The sequence below is a fragment of the Curtobacterium sp. MCLR17_042 genome (assembly GCF_003234695.1).
GTDB classification, from domain to species: Bacteria; Actinomycetota; Actinomycetes; order Actinomycetales; family Microbacteriaceae; genus Curtobacterium; species Curtobacterium flaccumfaciens.
Genome location: NZ_QKTD01000001.1, coordinates 110,646 through 136,205 on the forward strand (window position 1 = coordinate 110,646; position 25,560 = coordinate 136,205).

Here is a 25,560-nt window from a genome sequence, read left to right on the forward strand (position 1 = left end):
GCGAAACACGTAGCTACCGGCGGGCGCTCTTATCCGCCGATTCGTGGTGATGTTGACGCCCCCTGGGTACCCTGGCGTGCTCGGTGGGCTGCAGCAGCTCCGCGGTGGCACGTTCGGCATGACCGCGCGCCACTTGGGTCGACGTAGAGGTTGTCTGGGGTACGCGGGTGTCCGTTGGGGCAGAGAAGCCTGTTGGGCCTGACTCCTCGTCGCGTGTTGGTCTTGGTGTCCACTTGCTCGAGGTGGTCGGGGTTGACGCACGATCGGTTGCGGCAGAGGTGGTCGAGCTGCATGCCCTCAGCGATGGGTCCGACGAACGCCTCGAAGCTGACCCGGTGTGCGGGCCTGGGTGCACGGTCGACCTTGATGGCGCCGTAGCCGTACCGGTCGATGCGACCTGTCCACTGCCAGCATCCGAATGGTGTGGCTTCGATCCGCCGCTCGATACGTTCCGCCACGGGGATGGTAGGCATGCAGGCTCCTCGGTGTGTCCGGGGCTGAGCAGTCGTGAGGGGTGGGGAGCGCTGGTTGATAGCTCACCGTCAGGTGGCCGCGCCCGCTCAGCGCATCCGTTCCCACATCTGCATCGCCAGTGATGGCGTGGACTGCTCAGCCCGGGTCTGGTGTGCAAGGCGGGACGCTCGTTGGCGTGCGGCCTGCTTGGTCTTGGAGAGGTGGTGCCCAGCGCAGAGCGGCGACCAGTTGGCGTGGTCCCACATGGCGCCGCCGTCAGCGAGCTCCACGATGTGGTCGACGACGGTTGCTGGTCCGTCGCACACTCGGCAGCGTGGGTTGGTGCGGAGGTACTGGGTGGACTCGGTTCGCCACCTCGAGGTGTTGCGTCCGTCGCCTGGGATGACGCGGTGTGCGCCGCTGCGCCGCTTCCTCTGGTGTTCAGCGCACCGTCCCCGGTTGGTGGCGAGTTCGTCGCAGTCGAGGGCTGAGCAGCGCATGGGTGGCCGGGTGGGCATCAGTCCCGGTCCTCTACGACGTCGGACATGACCTGGTTGATCTCGGCCACTGTCTGGGGGTGCGGGGTGAGTGGTGCCGGCCACCGGTTGGACCGCACTCGGTGGCTGCTGATGTCGTCTTCGAGGGACGCCATCAGTGACCTAGTAGCCGTTCCATCATCTGATCTCGGTGATGGGTCGCCATGTACTCGATGAGTTCTTCGACTCGCTGACCCCTCAGCTGCGGAACGAACCACAGTTCGAGATTCTCAATGCGGTTGTCGTCTCGCACACCGTTTCGGTGGTGCACGTTCTCACCTGCCGTGAGCTGCCTGCCGAGGCTCTGTTCCATGACATGCCGATGTTCTGGCATCCATCCGACGTCAGTCTTGACGTACACGTAACCGGCATCGATCTTGCGGGTCGTGCCCACTGGGTAGAGCGCCTCGAACTGGTTCTTCCGTGGCTCGATCGGAAGCGCAACTTCCTCGTAGCGCCCATCGCCCTTCAGGGCTCTGCGGCAGCGGTCACAGACCCCGCGCGCCCACCCCGTGTTGCATTCCGCCCGTTGACGTTGGCAGCCGCCTCTGCAGATGATCGAGGTGTCGATGTCCCGCTTCATCGGCCACCTTTCGGCTGCTGCGCAGGTCGTCAGTCGACTTCGATGCCGAGGTCGCGAAGTGTTTCCACGACTTCGTCGCCGTACATGCGGAGGCCGCGTGCTTCCCAGGCGTTGGCGATTTGCTCTTCGCTGAGGTGCACGTCCGCGTGGGCCGTGTTCTGGGCGATGAGGGTGAGCTGAGCTTCGATGCCGGCGAGCAGGTCCAGCTTCGCGCTGCGGTACTCGCCGAGGCTGAGGTCACCCGCGGTCACGGGTAGTCTCGCATCAGATTCAGGGACGCAGCTGTCGCCTCGACGAGGTCGTCGTCTTTCACGCCCGCGTCGTGCAGCGTGAGTGCAATGCTGACAGCTGTTGCTCGGTGGCGGGCGATGGACTGGCCTGGCCGGTACTGATGGCCGCAGTGGCACTTCAGCCCTGGGACGGTGCCATGCATGATGAGGACCGACTCGATGCGGTCGACCTCGCTCATGCATTCACCGGTTCCGGGTCGCCGTACGTGGTGGTCTTCACGACCGTGGCGAGGGTCACGTCGGGCTCGAGCATCGCGGCCCGCATGTTGTTCTCGATGCGTCGGAGCTCGACGAACGCTTCGTCTCGGTCGACGACGTACGAGCTGATCGCTTTCCCGCCACGAGCGACGGTGAAGACGGTCTCCTTGATGGGCTCAGGCATCAGTCCGCTCCTCGTGCAACATTCCGCACCGCGCGGATGCGAGCGATCTCGGCTTGGTGTGCAGCGTTGCGCACACGAATCAGCTTGTGCCAGCGCCAGCCGAGAACACGGCCGAGATTCGTCGTGCGGTCTGGCGTGCTGTAGTCCTGGAGCACGCAGGTATGCCAGCGTCTCGTCGGGGCGAGCAGCCACCAGACGGACGCAACCACCGCCCACGCGGCCCAGGGGCCAAGAATACCGACGATGAGTCCAAGCCAGAACATCGCACTGTCCTCTCCGACGTGGTCGGCCGACCCGTCCGGGTTCCGCATGCCAGCGCGGGTTGCCTCGGGGGTCTCGGCCTAAGGGGTCCTCGTGACTCGACGCAGCGCGATGGCGATCATTGATCTGCGGGTGACGAGGAAGTGTGGGAGCACAACGAGTGGGCGCAGAGCCTAGGGCAGTCAGCGAGGACGCATCGTCTCGGATGCGCCCACTCGAAGGCGGTGCCTGCTTGTTGTCGCGGTGCGGCTCCGCGGGTGGACTACCACCATCGTCGGAGCCAACCCGAAGTGGCTCCGACAGCCCCATCCCAGGGCGGTACTAACCGATTGTCGACGAGACCAACCGACTGCTGGCGAAGCGTGGGTATGCTCGGCCGGTGCCAATCCTGTCGAAGTGCCCCGTGCACGGTCCATTCCCCTCGAGAATCCTCGACATCGGGGATGAAGGATCGATCGGACAGCTCGTACTGTCCGGTAACGCCGAGAGCTGCCCCACGTGCAACCGGCCCTCCGCGGTGATGGAGGGCACCTTCTCGGTGCGGGGCGGATTGATCGAGATTTTGTCTGCCCCGCAGTGGACCCGGGACATGCTCGACCGCGCAAAGGCGGCAGTTCAGGACGCGGTCGAAGCAGTGCATGCCGACGACCAGGCCGCTATTCTCTCTGCAATCGCGGATCTGCGGCGCGAGCAGAGCGGACTTGCCGATTTACTACAGAAGGCCGTTGTCGGGAAGCCGAAAAACCGCGCGCTGAAGCTGCTCACTGGCGTGCTACTGGCGGTGGAGCTTGTTAGTAATGCCGGCGGCGCAGTGGAAACCGTCGGGGAGGTCGTCGAGGTTGGTGCCGACGTCATCATCTCCATCACACGGGTGCTGGACGAAGGCGGAGAGCCGACGGGTGAGCCGGGGCTCGCACCCGCGCCGAGTCAGTAGAGAGAGTGTGTAAGGGCCCAGGGCTGTACTCCGCGCTCTCGTGCTTGGTGCGAACGGTTCAACCAACGTGGTCGATAAGAGGAGGTGTGAACCTCCCTCTCGTTATCCAAGTGCTGCTCTTCGCGTTGTCCGCGCTGCTGCCCATCTGGGGCATCTATCGCATCTACCGCGGAACCAGGCGCAAGGTCCGGCACCTTACCCGAATCGCGACAATGGTCTACGAGTACAGCCCGGAGGGGACACGGTTCGCGCCTCGCCTGTCTGACGAGATCGAAGAAAATGGGCTTGCCATGAACTTTCCGTGGCGTGACGACATCGCGGACGGCGCGCGCAAACTGGAAGGGCTTCGTGGCGACTTCGTCTGGATCGGGGCCGGCGTCGTCTGCGGCGCTGTTGCGTCCATCTGGTCGCTGCTTCAGGCTGCTCTCTGATGCGCGATGCCCGCCACCTCGGGCGGGCATGCGGTGTTACGAACATCTTAACTCAGAGGTGAACACCCCTGCTACTCATTCGCTCACGGAGTGTCGCCAGACAGGTACAAGCCGCTAGCTTGCCGGGTATGACTCAGTTTCCCACTGATTGGCACCCGTCCTGGATCTCATACGAGTGGTGGGGCGACATTGGCACGGGACTTCTAAGCTTCCTCGCCGCAGCTGTCATCGGAGGAATCACTGTCACCATCGCGATCCGTTCCCACGTTCTAGCGGGCCGGTCGGTTCGCGAGGCAAAGGATCGCGCGGATCGAGACACCGCTGACCGCTATCGCGATCAGCTTGTTCGTGTCGTTGAGCCAGCAGTAGGCGACTTGGTCGCATACGGAAACCTGATCGACGCAGCAAAGATGGTCAACACGGATGAAGAACGGCAGGTGCGTGCTGCGGTGCTTTCGCGCCTGATTCTGGTGGATGCCGTCGCTCAGGGAGAGGATCGAGCACTCACCTCCGCCATCATCGAGTCGTTCAGTCAGGGGTCGCGCGTCTTGCGCCATGGATGGATTGTGCGCGTACAGATCGCTGGCCGCTTGGCAGGAGCGCTTGCCGGCGTAGTGGGGAAGCAGCACTCCTATGACGAGCTCCTCGCTGATATTGAGGGTGCTGTCGCGAACGAGGAGAAGAAGGCTGACGCCGCTGTGCAGGCCCAGAAGGACGAGGAGGCAGAGGCGGCCCAGTAGCTCCGAGAATGGGTGCAGTACGGCAAGCAGTGGCGCCCGCGCTTGAGAAGACCAGCTTGGGCGCCACCGAGATCGTTAGGCTCCCTCCTGCAGCCGCGGGTTCCGGTCTCGCATACGCTTGCCCCGCCAGATCTCGCGCAGCTGGTCCGCGTTCACGTACACAGCACCATCCGCCGTGTGGGTCTTCAGCCCGTCCTGCTGGATGTACCGGTTCAGGGTCTGCGGGGCGATCCGCATCTCGCGGGCTGCCTGCTTCTTCGTCCACCACGTGGTCGGTTCCGCGACGTCTTCGGAGCGCATGTCGCGCAGGAGTTCGGCGAGGTCCCGCTCCTTCAGAAGCGCGGCGGTGTCACCTTCGAAGCCGCAGTAGGAGCACACGACGATGAAGTCCTGCAGCCGCTCCGATCGCCACTCGACGCCCATTGACGGGTCCCCGCAGACGGGGCATGGGCGGGGGAACACAGGTCGAGGGCCACGGCCGTCGCGGGGGAACTTCTTCCGCAGGTCCCACACGATGGCGGCGACGTCGTCGAAGTACGCGCCGGCCTGCTGGTGCCGCTCGATCTTGTCCTGGTGCAGCAGGAGCCACACGGTCGAGTTCCGCACCAGGACTGCAGCGCCCTCCGGGGTGACGCCGGCGCGGAAGCCCTGCACCTCTCGGTTGTTCGACCATGCGTAGGTCGCTGTGACCGGGGGAGCGATGTGCAGGGTCTCGGACCAGTAGGCGACCCAGTTGAGCAGTTGCGCGTAGGCAGCGTCGGACTCGTCGACGGCGTCCACTCGGAGGGGCGCCGGTGCTTCCTTCGAGGCAGGGCGGGGGAGACCGTCCGAGCGCTGAGCTCCCGCCGGGGTGATGAGTGTCCGGACGTAGGCGACCAGCCCAGGGGCCTCACCGAGGCGGTGCCGTGCTCGAGCTGCTGCGAGTGACAGGAGAACGGTGGGGTCGACGTCGGCTGCTTCCTGAGCCTGCTGAATGACGGTCATGCGGCTGCTCCTTGCATAGGGCGTGTGGTCGGGTCTGTGACGCGAGAGTGGGTGCCGTCCCAATCGAGGGTGACGTGGCCGGTTTCGCCATGCCGGTTCTTCGCGACGTCGAACGTGATGTGGAAGTTGTCGAGCTGCTTCGTCTGCGCGTCCCGCTCTCGATGCAGAAGGACCACCAGATCGGCGTCTTGCTCGATCGCGCCGGACTCGCGTAAGTCGGAGAGTTTTGGTTCACCGGACAGCGAGGCTTCGCTGTTGCGGTTCAGCTGGGACAGGGCGATGACGGGGACGTGGAGGTCTCGCGCGAGCACCTTCAGACCCCGGGAGAACGCTGCGACCACTTCGTGCCTTGGGCTGCCTGAGGTGCCTTCCATCAGCTGCAGGTAGTCGACGACGATGCCGGACAGTCCGCCATCGTGTTGCACCTGGCGTGCGTGCTGACGGATCTCGGCCAATCCGACCGAGGAGCGGTCATCGATCGCGACGTGCGGTGACACCCGCTTCACGTTCGTCCGGATGGTCTGGACGTCTCGGTCGGTGACGCGGCCGTTCTTCATCCGGTACAGGGTGATGTCGCTGTTCGCGGCGATGAACCGTTGGTGGAGCTCGTAGCGGCCCATCTCGAGCGAACTGAATGCGACACCGCCGTGCTGCGCGAGTGTCTGTGCGAGGTTCTGCGCGACCACGGTCTTGCCAACGCCAGGTCGAGCGCCGAAGACGTACAGCGCGCCGGGTCGGAGCCCACCGATCATCTCGTTGAGCTTCGGCCAGGGCGTGGGTACGAACTGCTGCTGCTCGGTCATGTACTGCACCGTCTCCTCGACGATGTCCTCGAGGTACGTGACCTGGGAGACAGAGGACCCCATGGCCGCGTCGATGAAGCCGTAGGCAAGCTCTCGTAGTTCCGCTTCCGTTGCCTCGGTGGCGCCGCCAAGCTGCTGCAGGCGGCTGCCAACGGCGGCGAGACGGCGTCGAAGCGCCGCGGTTGCGACCGTCTCGGCATGAGTTGTCACCACGGCATGCGACCAGCCCGCTTCGTACGCGCGGTCGATGAAGACGGGATCCATCTTCGGCAGCACGCTCATGGTGATGTGGTCGACCGGTTCGCCGCGGTCGTGGCGTTTGCGCATCAGGTCGAAGAACGCGCCGTGGCGGGCGTCCTCGAAGTCGCGGCCGGCGAGGGCGATGCGGTCGAGCGCCTTGCCATCGGTGTGCATAACTGCTCCGATGACCGCGAGCTCCGCGTAGGGGATGTCGTTGTCGATCATTCGGGTGCCCGGTATTCCTCTCGGCCCGCGTAGGCGGGCTGGCGGTTCTGTTGCGGCTGCTCGGTTCGTTGTGCGCTGAGCCGCAGCTGGTCGTACTTCTCCCGGAGCTTCGCCATCGACAGGATGTTGGAGCGCCAGAACGCGTCGGTCGTGGCCCAGTCGATGGCCTTCTTGACTTGCTCGACGGTGCGATCGTCGTTGTCGAGCAGCCGGCGGGCTGCGTCGATGTTCTTCTTCGTCCGGGACGGCTTCTTCGCCTCGTTCCGCTCGATCGCTGCATCGAGGTAGTCGAGGATCTCCTTGACGTCGTCACGGATCGTCGCTCCTGCGACGTCCGACGTAGAGAGAGTGTCTTGATTAAGAGGAAGATTCCGTCGATCGACGGCGTCCTGATCGTCGTTTGACGGACTCATGATCGTCGTTTGACGGACTCGATTCCGTCGATCGACGATGTCGAGTTCGTCGCCCTCGACCACGGTGCGCCAGGACTGCGTGCGGTCGTAGTTGCCGCCGAGCCGGTGCTCGGTGGACTCGATGAAGCCCGCCTTCCGCATCGCGCTGGTCGCCTTGTAGACCTGGTCCGGAGTGAGTCCTACCTCTTCGCCGATCTGCTCGTTCGAGGCACGCCACCAAGCAACCCCGCTGTCGTCGACGTGCCGCTGCGCACCGTCGGAGCAGCGGAAGTGGATCCGGGTCCAGACCAGCGCGTTGTTGGCGGATCCGAGCCGCTGGACGAGCGCAGCGCGCACCATGACGAAGTCGTGCGCGGTGACTTCTGATGCGGGCACACCGGTCACAGCTGTCCCGCCTCTCGGCGAATGTGTCGAGCGAGCAACTGTGCAACAACGGGGAACATGACGGCTGCGGGCCGCGCTTTCAGTTCGCCTCGCAGGTCGTGGTCGGCGAGCTGCAGGACGTTGAGCACGCCGATGAGGAGTCCGTACGTGCCGATGCCTGCCGTGTTCGCGGCGACACCGGGGTTATCGGGAGTGCGGACGGCATTCGTGTCCGTCATGATCTGCTGGACGATTGCCAGTGCCGGCGCGATGTCGTCGAGGAAGTCCGTGCCCAGGGTCGGCGGGCTGTACGGCTCGATCGTCCACGCGAACGTGCCCGTGCGACTTTGCACGCCGTAGCCAGCCTGTTCGAGCTCCACGGCGATGGCTTCTGCGTCGGCGGTTGTCCACGGGCCCTGCTCGGTATCGACGAGCGTTGCGACCTCGGTCGTGCTGCTGAGCGTGTCGGTGAGCGCCTGGCGAGCGCCGGCGGACAGTGTCGATGGGATGTAGATGGAGACGGTCATCGGTGGTCCTCGATTCGGGTCGAGACTGGGGTCTGTGTGAACGGTGAGCGTGCGGGTGTGCGCTCGTAGATGCCAGCCGCTGACTCTCGGGCGGCGGTTGTGAGCTGGTGTCCGACGACCCGGGCGACGTCAACGGGCATGAGCACGTCGTTGTCGTTCCGGTAGGACTCGGTCTTGCCAAGCTCTCGGAGTCGACCCAGGTGGACGCTGACTTCTCGGAACCTGGGCTCTACGACGGAGTAGGCGCGAGCGACCGGCCGATATCGCGGTGACGCGGTCACGCGGTCGGTGCCGTCGACCACGACCGGGACACGCTCTCCGCCGCGTATCTTGTAGGCGTTCTCGAGGATGTCCAGGGCGAGGTTCACGGCATCGTCGAGCGGTGTTTCGAGTCCCCTGCCGCGGTCGCAGAGACGGACGATGACCTCACCGGGGGCCAAAGTCGAGCGGAACACTTGCATGCTGATGCTCATGGTCGCTTCGTCACGAGTTCGGTGATGCCCTCCACCGCCATGAACGACCGCAGCTTGTTCGCGGCCTCCTGGAAGGCGTTGGCAAATCTGTCGAGGTCGTCTGGACTCGTCAGCATCGTGAAGGCCTGTTCGAAGTCGAGCGTGAACATGTAGTCGCCGACCACCATGTGCTGCTCGTCGGCAGTTACTTGGTCGAAGCGCTCAACGCAGACAGCGGGGTTGCCCTCCACCCGGCCGGCAACACCCGGCAAGTCGAACTCGAGAACCTCGCCCCAGTGGTAGGCGACGGGGTCCGGCCCCCACTCCGAGTTCTCCGACCAGGCGGGGTCTTCGTTGATAGCAACGATGGTGCCGCGCTTCATGCCGTCACCTCGCTGCGTGCGTCGATCATCAGCTCGAGCTCGAGCTGCGCGAAGGGATCCTCGGCGAGGAGCGCGATCTCCTGCACGAAGAGAGTGCGGCCAGCGATGCGGCGACGTCGCCACCGATCAGCGTGACGCGCCCACCCACCGGTCGGCAGCTCACGACCCAGCGCGGTGATCAGTCGCCGTTCCCGTGCGCTGGTGCCGGCGTAGTAGTAGACGACGAACTTCTTCATCGACGGGATCCGGTAGTACAGAGTGACGGCTCGGCCCACTTGTCCGTCCACGTCGGTGATCCGCACCCCGTGCGTCTCTGCCTCGCGGAACTCGACTGAGTAGCTGGCGAAGCGGCGCCGTTCGGCTAGTGCCGGCTGCCACGCGCTCATCGAGTCACCGCCGCGGGGTGACGGTTCAGCTGCGAGGCGTGAGCGCTCGCCGTCTCGTACGCCTGCGACAGCGCCGCGAAGCCGTCTGGGCTGAGGGGCTGGTCGTCCCCCACGACGACATAGACGGCCCACCTGTTCTCCTGACCCTCGAAGCGGTCGACGGAGATGTTCCAGCCATCGCCATTGGAGGACATGGCGTGGTGCCAGAGCGGCTCGTTCTGCTCGTGCATGCCGGAACTGTCGCAGCCCAGCGTGGCGCACCCCTTCGGGGGTCGCGCGTCTTCGGGTGTGGGCTGTATTGTGTTGGACGTAGACATGTTCGTGCCTTCCTGGCGGTTGGTTGCGATCTCGCCCCTGGCAGAGTTGGCGCTCTGATTCCCAGGGGCTTTCTTCTTGGCGCCGATGATCTGGCGCAGGTCTTGGTGGGTTCCGTCGCATCCCGCGATCTCGCAGACGGGCGAAGGGGCGGGCATGAGGCTCGCGATCGCGAACGTCACCCGGCGGATCCAGCTATCGGTCGGAGCGACCTCACCGGCCTCCACCTGCATGAGGATCCGGGTGCTGATGCCCGCTCGAGCGGCGATCTCCTGAACGTTCAGTTGGTGGGACTCGCGCACTCGGCGGATGACCGGGCCCAGCTGGTCGTCGGTGGTGTGATCCATCAGGCCACCGCCCGAAGTGCCGAGTACCGGTTCACGAAGTACGCCTGGCCCTTGCCGGTCACCTTCGGAGTCTTGTTGACCGTCACGTGGCCGTCGGAGTGCGTGACCGCGGTCTCCTTGACCTTGAACAGGCCGAGTTCCATGGAGCGCTGCGTCGGCATGTTCCAGTCGGTGCCCTTGCGGCGGATCAGGTAGCCGTCGTTCCGCAGCATCTCGAACAGCCGGTTCGCGCCGACGTCGACACCGTTGCCCTTGAGGATCTTCGCGAGGTCACCGACGAGGATCGCCGTCGCTGAGGTGGACACCGAGTCTGCGAAGAGAACCTTCGGGGCATCCGCCGCGGCCTTGGCTTCGAGCGCCTCCCGCTGCTCCACTTCGGCCGCGTACGCGCGCAACGCGTCGGGCAGGGACCGCGGCAGCGCCGGCGTCGTCCTCTGGCGCGCCATCTCGAAGAACGCTCGTACGAGAGACTTCTTGAATTGACGCACCTGCTGTGTGTTTCGCTGGAAGGTCATCAACAAGGTCGCCTGCTGCTCGTTGAGGAGTGCCACGCGGCGGGATTGGACGCCGCCAGAGGTCTCGAAGGGTCGCGTCTCGAACGCGACCCGTCCGAACTCCTCGAAGTCGGCGAGGTTCGAGCTGATGAGCTCGAGCACGTTCTTGTGCTGAACGCCTGATCCGTCAGCGATGGTCTCCGAGGACACGACAAGCTCGTCGTCGTGACGGCGGATGGTGACTTCGCTCATGCTGACGCCTCGAATTGCTCGTCAAGCCAGGCCGCGAGCAGGTCGGCATCGAAGTAGATCCGGCCGCCAACTTTGGCGTGCGGCGGCGCTGTCTTCTGCTGGATCATCCAGCGCAGTTGTGACTCGTTCTTCCGGAGTGCGTCAGCGGTTTCGGCGAGAGTCAGGAGACGACGAAGCCGAGGTGACGGCAGCTCGGTTTTCATCGGGGCATCTACGGTCACGGGTTGTCCTCCACATCGACATTGGGTGGCTGTGTGGATGAACATACGTGGGCATCATCGGTCTGTCAACCACATCGCCATAGCGCCGTATGTGGATTCATGCCAGACTCAGCAACCGTGGACAATCAGGACAAGCGCGTGACACTCAGCCGTGAAGAGCGAAACTTCGCCCGGGAGATGCGACGGCTGCGTCTTGCCATGAACCTCAACCAGAAGCAGTTCGCAGACGCGCTCAGCCGAGTCGCCGACACCGGCATCGATCAGGCCGCAGTGTCGCGGATCGAGTCGGAACGACGCGTGGTCCGGATGATCGAGGGACAGGCGATAGCCAAGCTGCTCGACACGACGGTGTGGAACATGATGCATCCGGACACGCAAGACCATCTGGTCGCCGATGCACGAGCGATGGAGCAGCAGCTCAAGGACCGCTGGAACGAGTTCGGAGCGGCGCTCAACGAGTTCGTGGACACGCAGATCGAAGCTCAGGTCCTGACGTGGGCGCTTCGCTCAACGCCTGTCCCCGAGGACGCTGACCCCGACGCCCAGCTCTTGCGTGACGATGCTCTAGAGCGCCTCGAGGAACTACTGTCGTACCAGCCAAGCGGCCTCGCGAGGGATCGGGAGCAGACTCGTGAGACGTCCCTCCGCCTTCTGAGTGGGGCTGGCGGGGACGACTGATGGCAAGTGTCAAGCAACGTCCGAACGGACACTGGCGCGCCCGTTACCGTGACGACGACGGCAAGGAGCACGCCAAGCACTTCGCCCTGAAGCGCGAGGCGCAGGCGTGGCTGAACGAGGTCGCGTCTGCCCAGCTCACCGGCACGTACGTCGCACCCGCTGCGAGCCGCGGCACGCTCGAGGAGTTCTACGTGGAGTGGTCGAGAGACCAGCTTTGGACGCAGAACACCCGGCGCCTCGCGGACCGCGCAGTGGGGGAGTGCACCTTCCGGTCCGTGCCCTTCGGACGCCTGCGGCGTTCCCACGGGGAGGCGTACATCAAGCAGCTCGCGAACAGGCTGGCGCCGACCACCGTGAAGACGCGTGCTGCCTACGTGCGCATCGCACTGCGCGCGGCCATCCTCGACCGTCGCCTGGCGAACGATCCTCTCGAGGGAGTGAAGCTGCCGGCGGTCCGGAAGAAGGAGCACGCCATGCGTGTGCCGAGTCCCGCAGAAGTGCAGTCCATTCGCGACGCGATCGAGCCCGCTCGGCAAGCACTCATCGACGTCATGGCGTACGCAGGACTCCGCATCGGAGAAGCAGCCGGGCTGCAGGTCGGAGACATCGACTTCCTCCGCCGCACCATCCACGTCGAACGCCAGATCCAGAATGAGAAGCAGCGCCTCGTCGTCCTTCCGCCCAAGCACGGGTCCGAGCGCCTGATTCCGGTGCCGAACGAGCTTCTCAATCGCCTTGCTCGGCACATCGAACACGTCGGTGTCCACGGAGATGAGGGATGGCTGTTCGGTCGACCACCGTCCCCGGCGGGGCTCCGACACAACTTCAACGACGCCTGCGACGTGGCGAAGGTCCACAACGTCACGCCCCATGACCTTCGACACCACTACGCGTCGGGCCTCATCCGCGGAGGACTCGACGCCGTGGCCGTCTCGAAGGCTCTTGGGCACTCGTCACCCGGCATCACCCTCGACGTCTACGCGCACCTCTGGCCGGACGCTGCGGACCGAACGCGTGCTGCCGCAACCGCCCTCATGAGTTCATGGAGCGATTCTGCGGACGATTTGCGGACTGCGCCCCCGATTCAGCCCCTCCAAGCCCTTTAGTCCGCACTTCTGTGGAGTACTGGAAGTACACGCACCTGACGATCGACGTGGTGGACGGTCGGGGCGGCGGGTTCTCGGTCGAGGTCCCGGAAGGCAAACGGTTCCTCACCCGGTCGAGGATGTTCGACGACGCCGAGCTCGCCGATCTCGGCCTGGTCCCGCGGGTGGCCCGGACGTAGGCTGACCGCACGCGTCGCGACGGAGCGGCGGGTGGGGTCGATCGGAGGACGCATGCGCGCAGCCGGTCGGCTCCGCCCGCTCGTCGCCGCGTCGTGGCAGCGGTCCGCCCGGGTCGACCCCGACGCCACCCCGGTCCTCGCCCTCGGCGACGACGAACTCGACGCCGTCCAGCACGACGGCCCCCTCGCCACCCTGCTGCCGGTGGTCCGCCGGCTGCTGCTCGACGACTCCCGCTCGGCCGGCTGCGTCGTCGCCGTCGCGGACGCCGCGGGCCGTCTCGTCTGGGTCGACGGTGCCCGCTCGACACGTCGCGCCGCCGAGGACATGGGGTTCGTCCCCGGGGCCGACTGGTCGGAGGACCGCGTCGGCACCAGCGCGCCCGGCACGGCACTGCGCCTGGACCGTCCGGTGCAGATCCGCTCCGACGAGCACTACGCGAACGCCGTCAAGCCGTTCTCGTGCACGGCCGTCCCGGTGCACGACGTGAGCGGTGCCACCGTCGGGGTGCTCGACCTGACGGGCGACGACCGCGCCGTCGAGCGGCACACGCTGTCGCTGCTCGCCGCCACGGTCGCCGCCGCCGAGGCCCAGCTCGCCCTCGCCGCGGCCCGCCCACGCGCGCGGACACCCCGCGTGCCGTCGGCCGAGCTGACCGTGCTCGGGACCGACACCGCCGTGCTCCGTGTCTCCGACCGCCGGGTCGAGCTGTCCGCCCGGCACTCGGAACTGCTCGTCGTGCTCGCCGCGCACCCCGACGGCCTCGCGGCGACCGACCTCGCCGCCGCCGTCTACGGTGACCCGGGCGCGGTCGTCACCCTGCGCGCCGAGGTCGTCCGGCTGCGCCGTGTCCTCGCGCAGCACGCGCCGGACGTGACCGTGACGTCGCGGCCGTACCGGGTGACCGGGGTCCGGACCGACGTCGACGGCGTGCTGTCCGCGCTCGAACGCGGGGCGCGCCTCCAGGCCGTCGACCGGTACGCCGGACCGGTCCTGCCGGGCTCCGCCGCACCCGGCGTCGACGCGGTCCGCGACCTGGTGCGGCTGCGGTTCCGCGAGTCGGTCGTCGCCGACGGCGGCGTCGACGCCCTGCTCGCGTGGGCGCGCACCCCGGACGGTGCGACCGACCCGCTCGTGCTGCGCGCGCTGCTCGCGGTGCTGCCGCGGCGGTCGCCGCGACGGGCCGGTCTCGTGGCGGCGATCGAGGCGCTCGAGGGCTCCTGAGACGGTCGACGACGGGCCGGGAGGCGCGGGTCGGGCTGGTAGTGTTGGCCTCCTCGCGAGTGTGGTGGAATCGGCAGACACGGGGCACTCAAAATGCTCTGCCTCACGGCGTGCGGGTTCAAGTCCCGCCACTCGTACGAAATTGCTCACGGCGTGCGGGGCAGTCCGGACCCGCGTCCCGCCACTCGTACGAAATTGCTCACGGCGTGCGGGGCAGTCCGGACCCGCGTCCCGCCACTCGTACGAAATTGCTCACGGCGTGCGGGGCAGTTCCGACCCGCGTCCCGCCACTCGTACCAAACCGGTGGGTCTGGGATACGGCACTTCCGTCGTCTAGTAGGCTTTCGTCCGTGAGTGACACAGAAGCAACAGCACCAGCACCCCGTCGCGTCGTCGTCGCCGAGGACGAGTCGCTCATCCGCCTCGACATCGTGGAGATCCTCCGCGACAACGGGTTCGACGTGGTCGGTGAAGCCGGTGACGGTGAGACCGCCGTCCAGCTCGCGACCGACCTCCGCCCCGACCTCGTCGTGATGGACGTCAAGATGCCCCAGCTCGACGGCATCTCCGCAGCCGAGAAGCTGTCCAAGAACCACATCGCGCCCGTCGTCCTGCTGACCGCGTTCAGCCAGAAGGACCTCGTCGAGCGTGCCACCGAGGCCGGCGCGCTGGCCTACGTGGTCAAGCCCTTCACCCCGAACGACCTGCTCCCCGCGATCGAGATCGCCCTCTCGCGGTACCAGCAGATCATCACGCTCGAGGCCGAGGTCGCCGACCTCGTCGAGCGCTTCGAGACCCGCAAGCTCGTCGACCGTGCCAAGGGCCTGCTGAACGAGAAGATGGGCCTCACCGAGCCCGAGGCGTTCCGCTGGATCCAGAAGGCCTCGATGGACCGCCGCCTGACCATGCACGACGTCGCCAAGGCGATCATCGAGCAGCTCAGCGCCAAGAAGTAGTCAGCGCACCACCGTCGCTCACGGAACGCCGTCGAACCCCCTGGGGTCGGCGGCGTTCCTGCGTCCGGGGGCGGGGCGTGTGCCGCGACCACCTGGCAGGCTGGAGCCATGGACGACGTGGTGATCCGGGCCTCCCGGCCTGACGACATGCCGACAGTGGCCGACCTGCGGTGGCGGTGGAGCGTCGACGAGGACGGCCGCTCGCCGGTGCAGACGCCGGAGGAGTACCGCAGGGCGATGACGGACTTCGCCGCCCGTCACCGGGAGTCGCACCGGTGCGTGGTCGCCGAGCGAGACGGTGTGGTGCTCGGCATGGCGTGGCTGGCGGTCCACCCGCGACCGCCGGCGCCGCACGTCGACGGTGACCGGTTCGCCGCCGAGCTGCAGACGGTCTACGTGCACCCGGAGCTGCGCGGTTCCGGCGTCGCCGGACGGCTCGTCACGGCCCTGCTCGAGCTCGCCGACGAACTCGGCGTGGAGCGGACGTCGGTGCACTCGAGCGTGGACGGCGAACGGCTCTACCGGAGGCTCGGGTTCGGCGACGCCCGCCTGCTGCTGCAGCGGCCGCCGGAGGACTGAGTCGTCGCTCCGTCGCTCCGTCGCTCCGTCGCTCCGTCGGTCAGCGTCGCTCGCGGATCATGTTCGTGATCCGCACGGTGGAGCACCGGCGACCCTGGTCGTCGGTCAGGACGATCTCGTGGGTGGTGAGCGTGCCGCCCAGGTGGATGGCGGTGCACGTGCCCGTGACGATGCCGCTCGTGGCGCTGCGGGAGTGCGAGGCGCTGAGCTCGATGCCGACAGCGTAGCGGCCGGGCCCGGCGTGCACGTTCGCGGCCATCGAACCGAGGCTCTCCGCGAGGACGACGTAGGCGCCGCCGTGCAGCAGGCCGACCGGCTGGCGGTTGCCCTCGACGGGGATCGAACCGACCGCGCGCTCGGCCGAGAGCTCGGTGATGACCATGCCCATCTTCTCGGCCAGCTCGCCCATGCCGCGTTCGTCGATGCGGGGATCGATCGTGGTCGATGTGGTGTCGTCGGTCACGGTCTGCGTCGACCTTCCGTGTCAGCGGGCGTCGGTAGGCTGTCCGGGTGTCGGACTCCGCAAAGCCTACCCTCATGGTCATCGACGGCCACTCGCTCGCCTTCCGGGCCTTCTACGCGCTGCCGGTCGACAGCTTCGTGAACCGCGAGGGGCAGCACACCAACGCGATCCACGGCTTCATCTCGATGCTGCTGATGCTCCTGCAGCGCGAGAAGCCCACCCACCTGGCGGTGGCGTTCGACATCTCCCGGTTCTCGTTCCGAACGCGTGAGTACGCCGAGTACAAGGGCACCCGCTCCGAGACCCCGGCCGAGTTCAAGGGCCAGATCCCGCTCCTGCAGCAGGCGCTCGAGGCGATGGGCATCACCACCGTCACGAAGGAGGACTACGAGGCCGACGACATCCTCGCGACCCTCTCCAAGCAGGGCGCCGACCAGGGCTTCACGGTCTACGTGGTCTCCGGTGACCGCGACTCGATCCAGCTGGTCAACGACGACGTCACGCTGCTCTACCCGTCCGTCCGCGGTGTCTCCGAACTCACCCGCTACGACCGCGACAAGGTCTACGAGCGCTACGGCATCGAGCCCCACCAGTACCCGGACATCGCCGCCCTCGTCGGCGAGACCAGCGACAACCTGATCGGCATCGACAAGGTCGGCGAGAAGACCGCGGTCAAGTGGGTGACCCAGTACGGGTCGCTCGACGGCGTCCTCGAGCACGCCGACGAGATCAAGGGCGTCGTCGGCAACAACCTGCGCGAGCAGCGGGACCGGGCCATCCGGAACCGCCGGCTCAACCGCCTGGTCACCGACGTCGAGCTGCCCGTCGGTCCCGCCGACGTCGCGCTCCGCCCGGTCGACGAGACCGCGGTGCGCGAGCTCTTCGCGAAGCTGCAGTTCCGCACGTTGCTCGACCGCGTCTTCAAGGTCGCCGGGTCGGGCGACCCCGCCGAGCCCGCGGCCGAGGGCACCGTCGCCGACGGCGCGCCGACCCCGCCGCCCGTGAAGACCCTGATCGACGAAGAGCTCGGGTACTGGCTCGAACGCCGCAACGCGACCGAGGCGGCGAACGGCTACGGCGTCGCGGTCGAGGTCATCGACGGACGCCTCAGCGCCATCGGCATCGCGACCCACGACGACGCCGTGCTGGTGCCGGGCGGCAGCGGCGCGAAGGACTACGAGCAGCTCTCGGCCTGGTTCGCCTCCGACGCCCCGAAGCACTTCCACGACGCCAAGGCCGCGATCAAGGCGCTCGGCACCGCCGGCTTCGTCGTGAACGGCATCGCCGGCGACGCCCGGATCATGGGGTGGCTCGCGCAGCCCGGCAAGCAGGGGCAGCCGCTGTCCGACCTCGTCTACCAGGAGCTCGGCGAGGAACTGCCGACGGCCGACCCGAACCAGCTGGTCCCCGAGACCGACCCGGTCAACGTCGGGGTGCACGCGTGGTTCGTACTCCGCGTCACCACGGCCCTGCGCGCTCGGATCGACGCGTCCTCGCTGCAGGTCCTCGACGACATCGAGCTGCCGCTCGTGTCGGTGCTGGCCGGCATGGAGACCATCGGCGTCGGCATCGACCGCCCGGTGCTCACCGGCCTGTCGAAGGAACTCGGGGAGCGCGCCGCCGAACTCGCGCAGCAGGCCTTCGCCGAGATCGGGCACGAGGTCAACCTCGGATCGCCGAAGCAGCTGCAGGAGGTCCTGTTCACCGAGCTCGCGATGCCGAAGACCCGCAAGACCAAGACCGGGTTCTCGACCGACGCGGCGAGCCTGGCCGATCTGCAGGAACAGCACCCGCACCCGTTCCTCGGGCTCCTGCTGCAGCACCGCGACGCCACGAAGCTCCGGCAGATCGTCGACACGCTCGACGCCGCCGTGGTCGACGGGCGCATCCACACCCGCTACGAGCAGACCGGTACGAGCACCGGCCGGGTCTCGTCGACCGACCCGAACCTGCAGAACATCCCGGTGAAGACGGCCGTCGGTCGCCGGATCCGGTCGGCGTTCGCGGTGGCCGAGCCGTACACGACGCTCGTCACTGCCGACTACTCGCAGATCGAGATGCGGATCATGGCGCACCTCTCCGGCGACCCGGGGCTCATCCAGGCCTTCAACGAGGGCGAGGACCTGCACCGCTTCGTCGGCGCCCGGGTGTTCGGCGTCGACCCGTCCGAGGTCTCCAACGAGATGCGCACCAAGGTCAAGGCGATGTCCTACGGCCTGGCCTACGGGCTGAGCGCCTTCGGTCTGTCGAAGCAGCTGCGCATCGAGCAGTCCGAGGCCCGCACCCTGATGACCGAGTACTTCGCTCGCTTCGGTGCGGTGCGCGACTACCTGCGCAACGTCGTCGAGCAGGCGCGCGAGGACGGCTACACCGAGACGATCTTCGGTCGCCGTCGCCCGTTCCCCGACCTGAAGAGCCCGAACCGGGTCCTGCGCGAGAACGCCGAACGCGCCGCGCTGAACGCCCCGATCCAGGGTTCGGCCGCCGACATCATCAAGATCGCGATGCTCGGGGTCGCCGATGACCTGCGCGACGGCGAGCTGCAGTCGCACCTGCTGCTCCAGGTGCACGACGAGCTCATCCTCGAGGTCGCGCCCGGTGAGCAGGAGCGTGTCGAGGAGATCCTCCGCACCCGGATGGGCAGCGCCGCCGAGCTGAGCGTCCCGCTCGACGTCTCGGTCGGCGTGGGGCCGAACTGGGAGAGCGCCGCCCACTGACCCGGGCGGCCCGGGGGTCTTGTCGACCCGAGGGTCGGTAGGGTCGGGGCATGAGCGAAGAGCGTCCTGTCCGCCAGCCATCCGCCGTCGACCGCGTCGCCGAGGACTGGGTCACCACCCTCGTCGACCTCGACCCGACGACCGCCACGTACATCGGCGTCCCGGGGCGCACGGGGGAGTACGGCGACACCTCGCCCGCCGGCGCCGCCGCGATGGCCGAGGCCGCGCGCGGTGCGAAGCGTGCGCTCGACGCCGCTCCCGCCGTCGACTCCGTGGACCAGGTGACGAAGGCCGACCTCGGCGCCGAGCTGGACCTGGTGCAGGAGTCGTACGAGCGCAGGCTGCACCTCCGCGACCTGAACGTCATCGCGAGCCCGGCGCAGTCGGTGCGGGAGATCATCGACCTGATGCCGACCGCGACCGAGGGCGACTGGCAGGACATCGCGAGCCGGCTGCAGGCGCTGCCGGACGCGCTCGAGGGCATCCGCGAGACCCTGCTCGAGGGCACGCGCGAAGGCGTCACCCCGGCGAAGCGCCAGGTCGCGCTCATCGCCGAGCAGGCGGCGCGCACCGGCGCCGACGGCGGGATGTTCCGTCAGCTGGCCGACTCCGCGGCGTTCGAGGGCGACGGCCCCGTGCCGGAGACGCTCCGAGCAGACCTGCACCGCGGTGCCGAGGTCGCCGCGGCGGCCTACCGCTCGTTCGGCCAGTTCCTGGAGCACGAGCTGCTGCCGCTCGCCACCCCCGTCGACGCCGTCGGTCGCGAGGCCTACGAGCTGCACTCGCGCCGGTTCCTCGGCGCGGTCGTCGACCTCGACGAGACGTACGAGTGGGGCCTCGAGGAACTCGCGCGCATGCGGGACGAGCAGGAGCGCATCGCCGACCGCATCGAGTCCGGTGCGAGCGTCGCCCGGGCGATCGAGGTGCTCGACACCGACCCGTCCCGGATCCTGCACGGCACCGACGCGCTGCAGCGGTGGATGCAGGAGACGAGTGACGCGTCGATCGCCGCAATGGCCGGGACCTACTTCGACATCCCGGACCCGATCCGTCGCCTGGAGTGCCGGATCGCCCCCACGCAGGAAGGCGGCATCTACTACAGCGGCCCCTCCGACGACTTCTCCCGTGCCGGCCGCATGTGGTGGTCCGTGCCCGAGGGCGTCACCGAGTTCGGCACCTGGCGCGAGAAGACGACGGTCTACCACGAGGGTGTCCCCGGACACCACCTGCAGATCAGCCAGGGCGTCTACAACCGCGGCGAACTGAACACGTGGCGCCGGCAGCTGTCCGGGTCCTCCGGGCACGTCGAGGGCTGGGCGCTGTACGCCGAACGGCTGATGGAGCAGCTCGGGTTCCTCGACGACGACGGCGACCGGCTCGGCATGCTCGACGGGCAGCGGATGCGGGCGGCGCGCGTCGTGCTCGACATCGGCGTGCACCTGCAGAAGACGAACCCCGACGGCGGCGGCTGGACGTGGGAGTACGCGCTCGACTTCATGGGGCAGAACGTGAACATGGACCCGGCGTTCGTCCGGTTCGAGGTCGCCCGGTACTTCGGGTGGCCGGGCCAGGCCCCCTCGTACAAGGTGGGTCAGCGCGTCTGGGAGTCCATCCGCGACGAGGTCGCCGCCCGCGAGGGAGCCGACTTCGACCTGAAGGCGTTCCACCACCGTGCGCTCTCGCTCGGCAGCATCGGGCTCGACACCCTGCGGACCGCGCTGGTCGGGTGACGCGCCGTCGACACGCCCGGTTGTGGGGCCTCCGCCGGTGCGGTTAGACTTGTGCGGCGCAATCCGCGCCACTCAATCAATCGCCACGGCGGTGCACCACGGGGGCCGAGTCCCCGCACGCCATGGCCCGACTCATGTCCGTTCGGAGCAATCTCTACATGACAACCACTACGACCAAGGCTCCTAAGCAGGTCGCCATCAACGACATCGGTTCGGCTGATGACTTCCTGGCCGAGGTCGAGAAGACCCTGAAGTTCTTCAACGACGGTGATCTCATCTCCGGCACCGTCGTGAAGATCGACCGCGACGAGGTCCTCCTCGACGTCGGTTACAAGACCGAGGGCGTCATCCCCTCGCGCGAGCTCTCGATCAAGCACGACGTCGACCCCAACGAGGTCGTCGAGGTCGGCGACGAGGTCGAGGCCCTGGTTCTCCAGAAGGAGGACAAGGAAGGCCGCCTCATCCTGTCGAAGAAGCGCGCGCAGTACGAGCGTGCGTGGGGCGACGTCGAGAAGATCAAGGAGTCCGACGGCGTCGTGACCGGGACGGTCATCGAGGTCGTCAAGGGCGGCCTCATCGTCGACATCGGCCTCCGTGGCTTCCTCCCCGCCTCGCTCATCGAGCTCCGTCGTGTCCGCGACCTGACGCCGTACCTCGGCCAGGAGATCGAGGCGAAGATCCTCGAGCTCGACAAGAACCGCAACAACGTGGTCCTGTCGCGCCGTGCGCTCCTCGAGCAGACGCAGTCCGAGTCCCGGACGACGTTCCTCAACAACCTCCACAAGGGCCAGGTCCGCAAGGGCATCGTGTCCTCGATCGTCAACTTCGGTGCGTTCGTGGACCTCGGCGGCGTCGACGGTCTCGTCCACGTCTCCGAGCTCAGCTGGAAGCACATCGAGCACGCCAGCGAGGTCGTCGAGGTCGGTCAGGAAGTCACCGTCGAGATCCTCGAGGTCGACCTGGACCGCGAGCGCGTGTCGCTCTCGCTCAAGGCGACGCAGGAGGACCCGTGGCAGGTCTTCGCCCGCACCCACGCGATCGGTCAGATCGCACCGGGCAAGGTCACGAAGCTCGTCCCGTTCGGTGCCTTCGTCCGCGTTGCCGACGGCATCGAGGGCCTCGTGCACATCTCGGAGCTCTCGAACAAGCACGTCGAGCTCGCCGAGCAGGTCGTCTCGGTCAACGACGAGGTCTTCGTCAAGATCATCGACATCGACCTCGACCGTCGCCGCATCTCGCTCAGCCTCAAGCAGGCGAACGAGGGCGTCGACCCGGAGAGCGACGAGTTCGACCCGGCGCTCTACGGCATGCCGACCGAGTACGACGACAAGGGTGACTACAAGTACCCCGAGGGCTTCGACCCGGAGACCAACGAGTGGCTCGAGGGCTACGACACGCAGCGCACCGAGTGGGAGGGCCAGTACGCGGCCGCCCAGGGGCGTTGGGAAGCCCACAAGGCGCAGGTCGCGAAGACCATCGCCGACGAGGCGCAGGGTGGCTTCGACCTCCCGGCCACGGCTTCCTCGTCGTCGTCGACCTCGTCGTTCGCCGGCGAGACGGGTGGCGCGAGCCCCCTGGCCGACGACGCGTCGCTCGCTGCACTCCGCGAGAAGCTCAGCTCGACCAACAACTGATCGAGCGGTTCGTCCCGACCGGAAGCCCGGCACCCCTGACAGGGTGCCGGGCTTCCGGCGTTTCCGGGCATCGAGGTCGTTACCCTGTTGCCGTGCACATCATCGGACTCACGGGCGGCATCGCCGCAGGCAAGTCGACGGTCTCCCGGCGCTGGGCCGAGCACGGGGGCGTCGTCGTCGACGCTGACCGACTGGCTCGGGACGCCGTCGCACCGGGCAGCCCGGGCCTGGCGCAGGTCGCCGAGCGGTTCGGTCCGTCGGTGATCGCCGCCGACGGTTCGCTCGACCGGCCGACGCTCGGGTCGATCGTGTTCGCGGACCCCGCGGCGCGGAAGGACCTCGAAGCCATCACGCACCCCGCGGTCTGGCGGCTCGCGCAGCAGGCGTTCGACGCCGCCGAGGCCACCGACCCCGACGCCGTGGTGGTCTACGACGTGCCGTTGCTCGCCGAGGCCCGCGGCTCGCGTCCGCTCCGGTTCGACGCCGTCGTGGTGGTCGACGCCCCCGCGGCGCAGCGCATCGAACGGCTCGTCGAGCACCGCGGCATGCCCCGTGACGAGGCCGAGCGCCGCGTCGCCGCCCAGGCGAGCGATGCCGACCGTCTCGCCCTCGCCGACCACGTCGTCGACGCCACCGGGACGCTCGAGCAGACGATCCGCTCCGCTGACGAGGTGTGGGCGCGGATCACTCCATGAACCACCGCCTGCTGCTGGTCCTCGCCGCGATCGTCCTCGTGGCGATCGGGGCCGCCTCGCTCGTCGCCGCGAACGTCCTCGGTGCCCAGCGTGTGGCGGACAACGGGAGGGTCGCGGTGCACGAGCGGCCGTCGGGTGACGAACACGGGCCCGAGGGAGAGTTCCACCGGTTCCGGCTCGGAACGGTGAACGGTGAGCGGCTCACGCCGAACCGGGACGACTTCGCCGCGCGCACCTCGGCCGACGGTCCGCTCCTGCTGTTCCTGCCCGCGACCCGATCCCGTCCCGCGGAGTACCAGCGGTTCCTCGGAGCCGCCCTGGCTGACGGGTACCACGTGCTCGGCCTCGACTACTGGAACCTGGGCCGCACCCTGTCCGGCACGTGTGAGGCGAACGCACGCTGCTACGGCATGGTGCAGCGGAACCGCTTCGACGGCACCCGGCCCTCGGCGTTCAGTGCGGTGAGTCCGGCCGGGTCGATCGTCTCGCGCTTCCGGGACGCCGTCGCGTACCTCGACGACCACGACCCCGACGGCGGCTGGGGGCGGTTCGTCCAGGGCGACGACCGCATCGTCTGGGACGACATCGTCGTGGCCGGGCACTCGCAGGGTGGCGGAGAGGCGGCGTACATCGCGCACATCCGCAGTGTCCACGGCGCGCTGATGTTCTCGTCGCCCGTGGAGTCCCGCGGGCCGGCGCACGCAGCGTGGATGGACCGCCCGGGCCGGACACCGGTGGACCGGATGTACGCCATCGACGACGTCCGTGACACGTTCGGCCCCCGCATCACCGGTTCGTGGGACGTCCTGGGGTTGAGCGGTGTGTCCGGGCCGTTCGAGACGGACACCGCACCGCCACTCGCTGGAGCAGACCCGCACGCGATCCTCACCGACCTCGGCGGCGACGGCAAGGCGCACTCCCTGATCATCAAGGACTCGACACCGCTCACCCGTGACGGCGTCCCCCGGATGCTCCCGCTGTGGCAGTGGATGCTGCACCGGTTCTCCACAGATCCCGCTGTTCCCTCTGACCGCTCATAGCGTCGCGCAATAGCCTTCCTGCGTGCAGCCCGTTCGTGATGAACCCGACCTGCGCTCGCTCATCCGGGCCCGTGCGGCCGACGGGGGCGTGCGCCACTTCCTCGAGGACGCCCGCTCCGAGCGCGTCCTCACCTACCGCGCGCTCGACGACGCGGTGACCGCCTGGTCGCGGACCTTCGACGCGATCGGCATCGCCCCGTCGGGTGCCGTCCTGGTCGACGTGGGTGACCCGCTCGCGTTCGCGGTCGTGCACCTGAGCGCCGTCGCCTCCGGTCGCCGGGCAATCCCCGTCGACACCGGCCAGCCGGCCACCGAGCCCGGCCGTCTCGCCGACCTGATCGGCGGCGCGTCCATCGTCGTGTCGGACCGCGCGGTGGACGGGACCGTCCCCGGGGCACCGGCGAGCGGGATCGACCCGGCCACGTTCCTCCCGACCGCCGTCCGTGACGGCGACCTGCCCGCCGACAGCCCGCACGCGCCGGGCCAGGGGTCCGTCGTGCTGTTCACCTCCGGTTCGACCGGCACGCCGAAGGGCGTCGAGCTGCCCGAGACGCAGCTGCTGTTCGTCGCCCGGGCCGTCGCACGGCACAACCGGCTCGTGCCGGACGACCGCGGGTTCAACTCCTTGCCACTGTTCCACGTCAACGCCGAGGTGGTCGGACTGCTCGCGACGCTCGTCGCCGGCGCGACCCTCGTGCTCGACCGGCGCTTCCGTCGTACCGGGTTCTGGGACCTGCTCGCGGAACGACGGATCACCTGGCTGAACGCCGTCCCGGCCGTCCTGGCCGTGCTGGCGAAGACTGGGCCGCTCGAGTTCCCGCCGGGCCTGCGGTTCGTGCGCAGCGCGTCGGCGCCGCTGCCGGATCCGGTGCGCGCCGCCCTCGGTGACGTGCCGCTCGTCGTGAGCTGGGGCATGACCGAAGGCGCCTCGCAGATCACGGCGACCCCGCTCGACGAACCGGCCCGGCCCGGCACCGTCGGGGTGCCGGTCGGCTCCGAGGTGCAGGTCCGCGGCGAGGACGGCTCGGTGCTGCCAGCCGGCGAGATCGGTGCGCTGTGGGTGCGGGGCGAGGGGATCGTCCGGGGCTACCTGGGTGGCCGCGCGTCCGAGCGGTTCGACGCCGACGGGTGGCTGCACACCGGTGACGTCGGCTCCGTCAGCGCCGACGGCTGGGTGTCCCTGGCCGGACGCTCCGACGACGTCATCAACCGCGGTGGCGAGAAGGTCTACCCGTCCGAGGTCGAGGACGTCCTGCTCGGCGACCCACGAGTGCTCGAGGCGGTCGTCGTCGGCCGTCCCGACGACGTGCTCGGTGCCGTCCCGATCGCCTACGTGATCCCGCAGCCCGAAGAACCCGTCGACCACGCAGCCCTCGTGGCCGACCTCGTGGCCCGGGCCGAGGCGCACCTGACCCGGTTCCGCCGACCGGTCGAGGTCATCGTCGTGCCCGACCTGCCGCGTGCACCCACCGGCAAGGTGCAGCGCGCGAAGGTCCGGACCATGGCCCGACCCTCGTGAACGCGGCGTCACGCGTGTCCCCGGCAT

At 67.9% G+C, this 25,560-nt stretch carries 31 protein-coding genes, 1 tRNA gene and 1 pseudogene; 16 read left to right on the forward strand and 17 right to left on the reverse strand.

The window, feature by feature from the left end; translation table 11 throughout:
• Positions 1 to 29: 29 nt before the first annotated feature.
• The 6 genes from DEJ02_RS18775 to DEJ02_RS18245 all read right to left on the reverse strand — a co-directional run bounded on the left by DEJ02_RS18775 (position 30) and on the right by DEJ02_RS18245 (position 2,507).
• The gene (locus DEJ02_RS18775; RefSeq protein WP_111031648.1) at positions 30 to 473 is read right to left on the reverse strand and encodes an HNH endonuclease signature motif containing protein; all 444 of its coding nucleotides are present in this window, start codon (positions 471 to 473) and stop codon (positions 30 to 32) included.
• Positions 474 to 1,104: 631 nt separating this feature from the next.
• The gene (locus DEJ02_RS00550; protein WP_111031650.1) at positions 1,105 to 1,572 is read right to left on the reverse strand and encodes an HNH endonuclease; all 468 of its coding nucleotides are present in this window, start codon (positions 1,570 to 1,572) and stop codon (positions 1,105 to 1,107) included.
• Between the two features lie 29 nt (positions 1,573 to 1,601).
• The gene (locus tag DEJ02_RS00555) at positions 1,602 to 1,823 is read right to left on the reverse strand and encodes a hypothetical protein (RefSeq protein WP_111031651.1); all 222 of its coding nucleotides are present in this window, start codon (positions 1,821 to 1,823) and stop codon (positions 1,602 to 1,604) included.
• A complete protein-coding gene (locus tag DEJ02_RS00560; RefSeq protein WP_111031652.1) occupies positions 1,820 to 2,041 on the reverse strand; it encodes a hypothetical protein in 222 nt (73 codons plus the stop codon). The genes DEJ02_RS00555 and DEJ02_RS00560 overlap by 4 nt, the downstream gene beginning before the upstream one ends.
• Positions 2,038 to 2,244 (reverse strand): hypothetical protein, encoded by a 207-nt coding sequence (locus tag DEJ02_RS00565; RefSeq protein WP_111031653.1) that lies wholly within the window; start codon positions 2,242 to 2,244, stop codon positions 2,038 to 2,040. The genes DEJ02_RS00560 and DEJ02_RS00565 overlap by 4 nt, the downstream gene beginning before the upstream one ends.
• Positions 2,244 to 2,507 carry a hypothetical protein gene (locus DEJ02_RS18245; protein ID WP_146249193.1) on the reverse strand — a complete coding sequence of 88 codons (264 nt, stop codon included), beginning with the start codon at positions 2,505 to 2,507 and terminating at the stop codon, positions 2,244 to 2,246. The genes DEJ02_RS00565 and DEJ02_RS18245 overlap by 1 nt, the downstream gene beginning before the upstream one ends.
• A gap of 377 nt (positions 2,508 to 2,884) precedes the next feature.
• On the opposite strand from DEJ02_RS18245, the gene DEJ02_RS00570 reads away from it, so the two are divergent.
• The 3 genes from DEJ02_RS00570 (at position 2,885) to DEJ02_RS18250 (ending at position 4,610) form a co-directional block, all read left to right on the forward strand.
• Positions 2,885 to 3,439: a hypothetical protein gene (locus DEJ02_RS00570; protein ID WP_146249194.1), complete on the forward strand. Its 555-nt coding sequence runs from the start codon at positions 2,885 to 2,887 to the stop codon at positions 3,437 to 3,439.
• A 110-nt stretch (positions 3,440 to 3,549) separates the two neighbouring features.
• Entirely contained in the window at positions 3,550 to 3,870 is a 321-nt protein-coding gene (locus DEJ02_RS00575; protein WP_146249195.1) for a hypothetical protein, read from the forward strand.
• Positions 3,871 to 3,998: 128 nt separating this feature from the next.
• Complete coding sequence (locus DEJ02_RS18250) at positions 3,999 to 4,610, forward strand: hypothetical protein (RefSeq protein WP_146249196.1); 612 nt, start codon at positions 3,999 to 4,001, stop codon at positions 4,608 to 4,610.
• A gap of 75 nt (positions 4,611 to 4,685) precedes the next feature.
• Here the strand turns inward: DEJ02_RS18250 and DEJ02_RS00585 are convergent, their stop codons facing one another.
• The 10 genes from DEJ02_RS00585 to DEJ02_RS00630 are packed head-to-tail and all read right to left on the reverse strand — an operon-like array spanning position 4,686 to position 10,997.
• A complete protein-coding gene (locus DEJ02_RS00585) occupies positions 4,686 to 5,594 on the reverse strand; it encodes a hypothetical protein (RefSeq protein WP_146249197.1) in 909 nt (302 codons plus the stop codon).
• Positions 5,591 to 6,862: a DnaB-like helicase C-terminal domain-containing protein gene (locus tag DEJ02_RS00590; protein WP_111031658.1), complete on the reverse strand. Its 1,272-nt coding sequence runs from the start codon at positions 6,860 to 6,862 to the stop codon at positions 5,591 to 5,593. Before DEJ02_RS00590 ends, DEJ02_RS00585 begins: the two co-directional genes overlap by 4 nt.
• Positions 6,859 to 7,659 (reverse strand): hypothetical protein, encoded by an 801-nt coding sequence (locus DEJ02_RS00595; RefSeq protein WP_111031659.1) that lies wholly within the window; start codon positions 7,657 to 7,659, stop codon positions 6,859 to 6,861. The genes DEJ02_RS00590 and DEJ02_RS00595 overlap by 4 nt, the downstream gene beginning before the upstream one ends.
• Positions 7,656 to 8,165 (reverse strand): hypothetical protein, encoded by a 510-nt coding sequence (locus DEJ02_RS00600; RefSeq protein WP_111031660.1) that lies wholly within the window; start codon positions 8,163 to 8,165, stop codon positions 7,656 to 7,658. Before DEJ02_RS00600 ends, DEJ02_RS00595 begins: the two co-directional genes overlap by 4 nt.
• Positions 8,162 to 8,638 carry a hypothetical protein gene (locus DEJ02_RS00605; RefSeq protein ID WP_111031661.1) on the reverse strand — a complete coding sequence of 159 codons (477 nt, stop codon included), beginning with the start codon at positions 8,636 to 8,638 and terminating at the stop codon, positions 8,162 to 8,164. Before DEJ02_RS00605 ends, DEJ02_RS00600 begins: the two co-directional genes overlap by 4 nt.
• The gene (locus DEJ02_RS00610; RefSeq protein ID WP_111031662.1) at positions 8,635 to 9,000 is read right to left on the reverse strand and encodes a hypothetical protein; all 366 of its coding nucleotides are present in this window, start codon (positions 8,998 to 9,000) and stop codon (positions 8,635 to 8,637) included. Before DEJ02_RS00610 ends, DEJ02_RS00605 begins: the two co-directional genes overlap by 4 nt.
• On the reverse strand, positions 8,997 to 9,386 hold the full coding sequence (locus tag DEJ02_RS00615) for a hypothetical protein (protein WP_111031663.1): 390 nt from the start codon (positions 9,384 to 9,386) through the stop codon (positions 8,997 to 8,999). The genes DEJ02_RS00610 and DEJ02_RS00615 overlap by 4 nt, the downstream gene beginning before the upstream one ends.
• Complete coding sequence (locus DEJ02_RS00620; protein ID WP_111031664.1) at positions 9,383 to 10,048, reverse strand: helix-turn-helix domain-containing protein; 666 nt, start codon at positions 10,046 to 10,048, stop codon at positions 9,383 to 9,385. Before DEJ02_RS00620 ends, DEJ02_RS00615 begins: the two co-directional genes overlap by 4 nt.
• Positions 10,048 to 10,794, reverse strand: a complete 747-nt coding sequence (locus DEJ02_RS00625) for a phage antirepressor KilAC domain-containing protein (protein WP_111031665.1) — start codon at positions 10,792 to 10,794, stop codon at positions 10,048 to 10,050. Before DEJ02_RS00625 ends, DEJ02_RS00620 begins: the two co-directional genes overlap by 1 nt.
• Positions 10,791 to 10,997: an AlpA family transcriptional regulator gene (locus tag DEJ02_RS00630; protein ID WP_111031853.1), complete on the reverse strand. Its 207-nt coding sequence runs from the start codon at positions 10,995 to 10,997 to the stop codon at positions 10,791 to 10,793. Before DEJ02_RS00630 ends, DEJ02_RS00625 begins: the two co-directional genes overlap by 4 nt.
• Positions 10,998 to 11,132: 135 nt before the next feature.
• On the opposite strand from DEJ02_RS00630, the gene DEJ02_RS00635 reads away from it, so the two are divergent.
• The 7 genes and pseudogenes from DEJ02_RS00635 to DEJ02_RS00665 all read left to right on the forward strand — a co-directional run bounded on the left by DEJ02_RS00635 (position 11,133) and on the right by DEJ02_RS00665 (position 15,735).
• On the forward strand, positions 11,133 to 11,693 hold the full coding sequence (locus DEJ02_RS00635) for a helix-turn-helix transcriptional regulator (RefSeq protein WP_181440237.1): 561 nt from the start codon (positions 11,133 to 11,135) through the stop codon (positions 11,691 to 11,693).
• 275 nt (positions 11,694 to 11,968) lie between these two features.
• Positions 11,969 to 12,799: a site-specific integrase gene (locus DEJ02_RS00640; RefSeq protein WP_181440238.1), complete on the forward strand. Its 831-nt coding sequence runs from the start codon at positions 11,969 to 11,971 to the stop codon at positions 12,797 to 12,799.
• A gap of 14 nt (positions 12,800 to 12,813) precedes the next feature.
• Positions 12,814 to 12,978, forward strand: a pseudogene (locus tag DEJ02_RS00645) (DUF779 domain-containing protein); the annotation flags it as partial.
• A 52-nt stretch (positions 12,979 to 13,030) separates the two neighbouring features.
• Positions 13,031 to 14,200 carry a GAF domain-containing protein gene (locus DEJ02_RS00650; RefSeq protein WP_111031668.1) on the forward strand — a complete coding sequence of 390 codons (1,170 nt, stop codon included), beginning with the start codon at positions 13,031 to 13,033 and terminating at the stop codon, positions 14,198 to 14,200.
• A gap of 55 nt (positions 14,201 to 14,255) precedes the next feature.
• Positions 14,256 to 14,337: transfer RNA gene (locus DEJ02_RS00655), tRNA-Leu, on the forward strand.
• A gap of 213 nt (positions 14,338 to 14,550) precedes the next feature.
• Positions 14,551 to 15,156, forward strand: a complete 606-nt coding sequence (locus tag DEJ02_RS00660; protein WP_017887240.1) for an ANTAR domain-containing response regulator — start codon at positions 14,551 to 14,553, stop codon at positions 15,154 to 15,156.
• Between the two features lie 108 nt (positions 15,157 to 15,264).
• A complete protein-coding gene (locus tag DEJ02_RS00665) occupies positions 15,265 to 15,735 on the forward strand; it encodes a GNAT family N-acetyltransferase (protein WP_111031669.1) in 471 nt (156 codons plus the stop codon).
• Between the two features lie 40 nt (positions 15,736 to 15,775).
• Here DEJ02_RS00665 and DEJ02_RS00670 read toward each other — a convergent pair whose 3' ends face one another.
• Positions 15,776 to 16,144, reverse strand: coding sequence for a PaaI family thioesterase (locus tag DEJ02_RS00670; protein WP_051596794.1), 369 nt, complete (start codon positions 16,142 to 16,144; stop codon positions 15,776 to 15,778).
• 128 nt (positions 16,145 to 16,272) lie between these two features.
• Between DEJ02_RS00670 and polA the strand changes: the two genes are divergently transcribed.
• From polA to DEJ02_RS00700, 6 genes are all read left to right on the forward strand, one after another.
• Entirely contained in the window at positions 16,273 to 18,915 is a 2,643-nt protein-coding gene (polA, locus tag DEJ02_RS00675; RefSeq protein WP_258378636.1) for a DNA polymerase I, read from the forward strand.
• A gap of 50 nt (positions 18,916 to 18,965) precedes the next feature.
• Entirely contained in the window at positions 18,966 to 20,645 is a 1,680-nt protein-coding gene (locus DEJ02_RS00680) for a DUF885 domain-containing protein (RefSeq protein WP_111031671.1), read from the forward strand.
• Between the two features lie 158 nt (positions 20,646 to 20,803).
• Positions 20,804 to 22,279, forward strand: coding sequence for a 30S ribosomal protein S1 (rpsA, locus tag DEJ02_RS00685; protein ID WP_071403741.1), 1,476 nt, complete (start codon positions 20,804 to 20,806; stop codon positions 22,277 to 22,279).
• Between the two features lie 92 nt (positions 22,280 to 22,371).
• Positions 22,372 to 22,974 (forward strand): dephospho-CoA kinase, encoded by a 603-nt coding sequence (coaE, locus tag DEJ02_RS00690; protein WP_111031672.1) that lies wholly within the window; start codon positions 22,372 to 22,374, stop codon positions 22,972 to 22,974.
• Complete coding sequence (locus DEJ02_RS00695; protein WP_111031673.1) at positions 22,971 to 24,014, forward strand: hypothetical protein; 1,044 nt, start codon at positions 22,971 to 22,973, stop codon at positions 24,012 to 24,014. Before coaE ends, DEJ02_RS00695 begins: the two co-directional genes overlap by 4 nt.
• Positions 24,015 to 24,036: 22 nt before the next feature.
• The gene (locus DEJ02_RS00700; protein WP_111031674.1) at positions 24,037 to 25,533 is read left to right on the forward strand and encodes an AMP-binding protein; all 1,497 of its coding nucleotides are present in this window, start codon (positions 24,037 to 24,039) and stop codon (positions 25,531 to 25,533) included.
• Positions 25,534 to 25,560: the final 27 nt, after the last annotated feature.

Excerpts from the sequence above, each read along its gene's own strand:
- DEJ02_RS18775 (WP_111031648.1), bottom strand. The coding sequence starts at position 473 with ATGCCTACCATCCCCGTGGCGGAACGTATCGAGCGGCGGATCGAAGCC.
- DEJ02_RS00550 (WP_111031650.1), bottom strand. The coding sequence starts at position 1,572 with ATGAAGCGGGACATCGACACCTCGATCATCTGCAGAGGCGGCTGCCAA.
- DEJ02_RS00560 (WP_111031652.1), bottom strand. The coding sequence starts at position 2,041 with ATGAGCGAGGTCGACCGCATCGAGTCGGTCCTCATCATGCATGGCACC.
- DEJ02_RS00565 (WP_111031653.1), bottom strand. The coding sequence starts at position 2,244 with ATGCCTGAGCCCATCAAGGAGACCGTCTTCACCGTCGCTCGTGGCGGG.
- DEJ02_RS18245 (WP_146249193.1), bottom strand. The coding sequence starts at position 2,507 with ATGTTCTGGCTTGGACTCATCGTCGGTATTCTTGGCCCCTGGGCCGCG.
- DEJ02_RS18250 (WP_146249196.1), top strand. The coding sequence starts at position 3,999 with ATGACTCAGTTTCCCACTGATTGGCACCCGTCCTGGATCTCATACGAG.
- DEJ02_RS00585 (WP_146249197.1), bottom strand. The coding sequence starts at position 5,594 with ATGACCGTCATTCAGCAGGCTCAGGAAGCAGCCGACGTCGACCCCACC.
- DEJ02_RS00590 (WP_111031658.1), bottom strand. The coding sequence starts at position 6,862 with ATGATCGACAACGACATCCCCTACGCGGAGCTCGCGGTCATCGGAGCA.
- DEJ02_RS00600 (WP_111031660.1), bottom strand. The coding sequence starts at position 8,165 with ATGACCGTCTCCATCTACATCCCATCGACACTGTCCGCCGGCGCTCGC.
- DEJ02_RS00605 (WP_111031661.1), bottom strand. The coding sequence starts at position 8,638 with ATGAGCATCAGCATGCAAGTGTTCCGCTCGACTTTGGCCCCCGGTGAG.
- DEJ02_RS00610 (WP_111031662.1), bottom strand. The coding sequence starts at position 9,000 with ATGAAGCGCGGCACCATCGTTGCTATCAACGAAGACCCCGCCTGGTCG.
- DEJ02_RS00615 (WP_111031663.1), bottom strand. The coding sequence starts at position 9,386 with ATGAGCGCGTGGCAGCCGGCACTAGCCGAACGGCGCCGCTTCGCCAGC.
- DEJ02_RS00620 (WP_111031664.1), bottom strand. The coding sequence starts at position 10,048 with ATGGATCACACCACCGACGACCAGCTGGGCCCGGTCATCCGCCGAGTG.
- DEJ02_RS00625 (WP_111031665.1), bottom strand. The coding sequence starts at position 10,794 with ATGAGCGAAGTCACCATCCGCCGTCACGACGACGAGCTTGTCGTGTCC.
- DEJ02_RS00630 (WP_111031853.1), bottom strand. The coding sequence starts at position 10,997 with ATGAAAACCGAGCTGCCGTCACCTCGGCTTCGTCGTCTCCTGACTCTC.
- DEJ02_RS00650 (WP_111031668.1), top strand. The coding sequence starts at position 13,031 with ATGCGCGCAGCCGGTCGGCTCCGCCCGCTCGTCGCCGCGTCGTGGCAG.
- DEJ02_RS00665 (WP_111031669.1), top strand. The coding sequence starts at position 15,265 with ATGGACGACGTGGTGATCCGGGCCTCCCGGCCTGACGACATGCCGACA.
- DEJ02_RS00670 (WP_051596794.1), bottom strand. The coding sequence starts at position 16,144 with ATGGGCGAGCTGGCCGAGAAGATGGGCATGGTCATCACCGAGCTCTCG.
- polA (WP_258378636.1), top strand. The coding sequence starts at position 16,273 with ATGGTCATCGACGGCCACTCGCTCGCCTTCCGGGCCTTCTACGCGCTG.
- DEJ02_RS00680 (WP_111031671.1), top strand. The coding sequence starts at position 18,966 with ATGAGCGAAGAGCGTCCTGTCCGCCAGCCATCCGCCGTCGACCGCGTC.
- rpsA (WP_071403741.1), top strand. The coding sequence starts at position 20,804 with ATGACAACCACTACGACCAAGGCTCCTAAGCAGGTCGCCATCAACGAC.
- DEJ02_RS00695 (WP_111031673.1), top strand. The coding sequence starts at position 22,971 with ATGAACCACCGCCTGCTGCTGGTCCTCGCCGCGATCGTCCTCGTGGCG.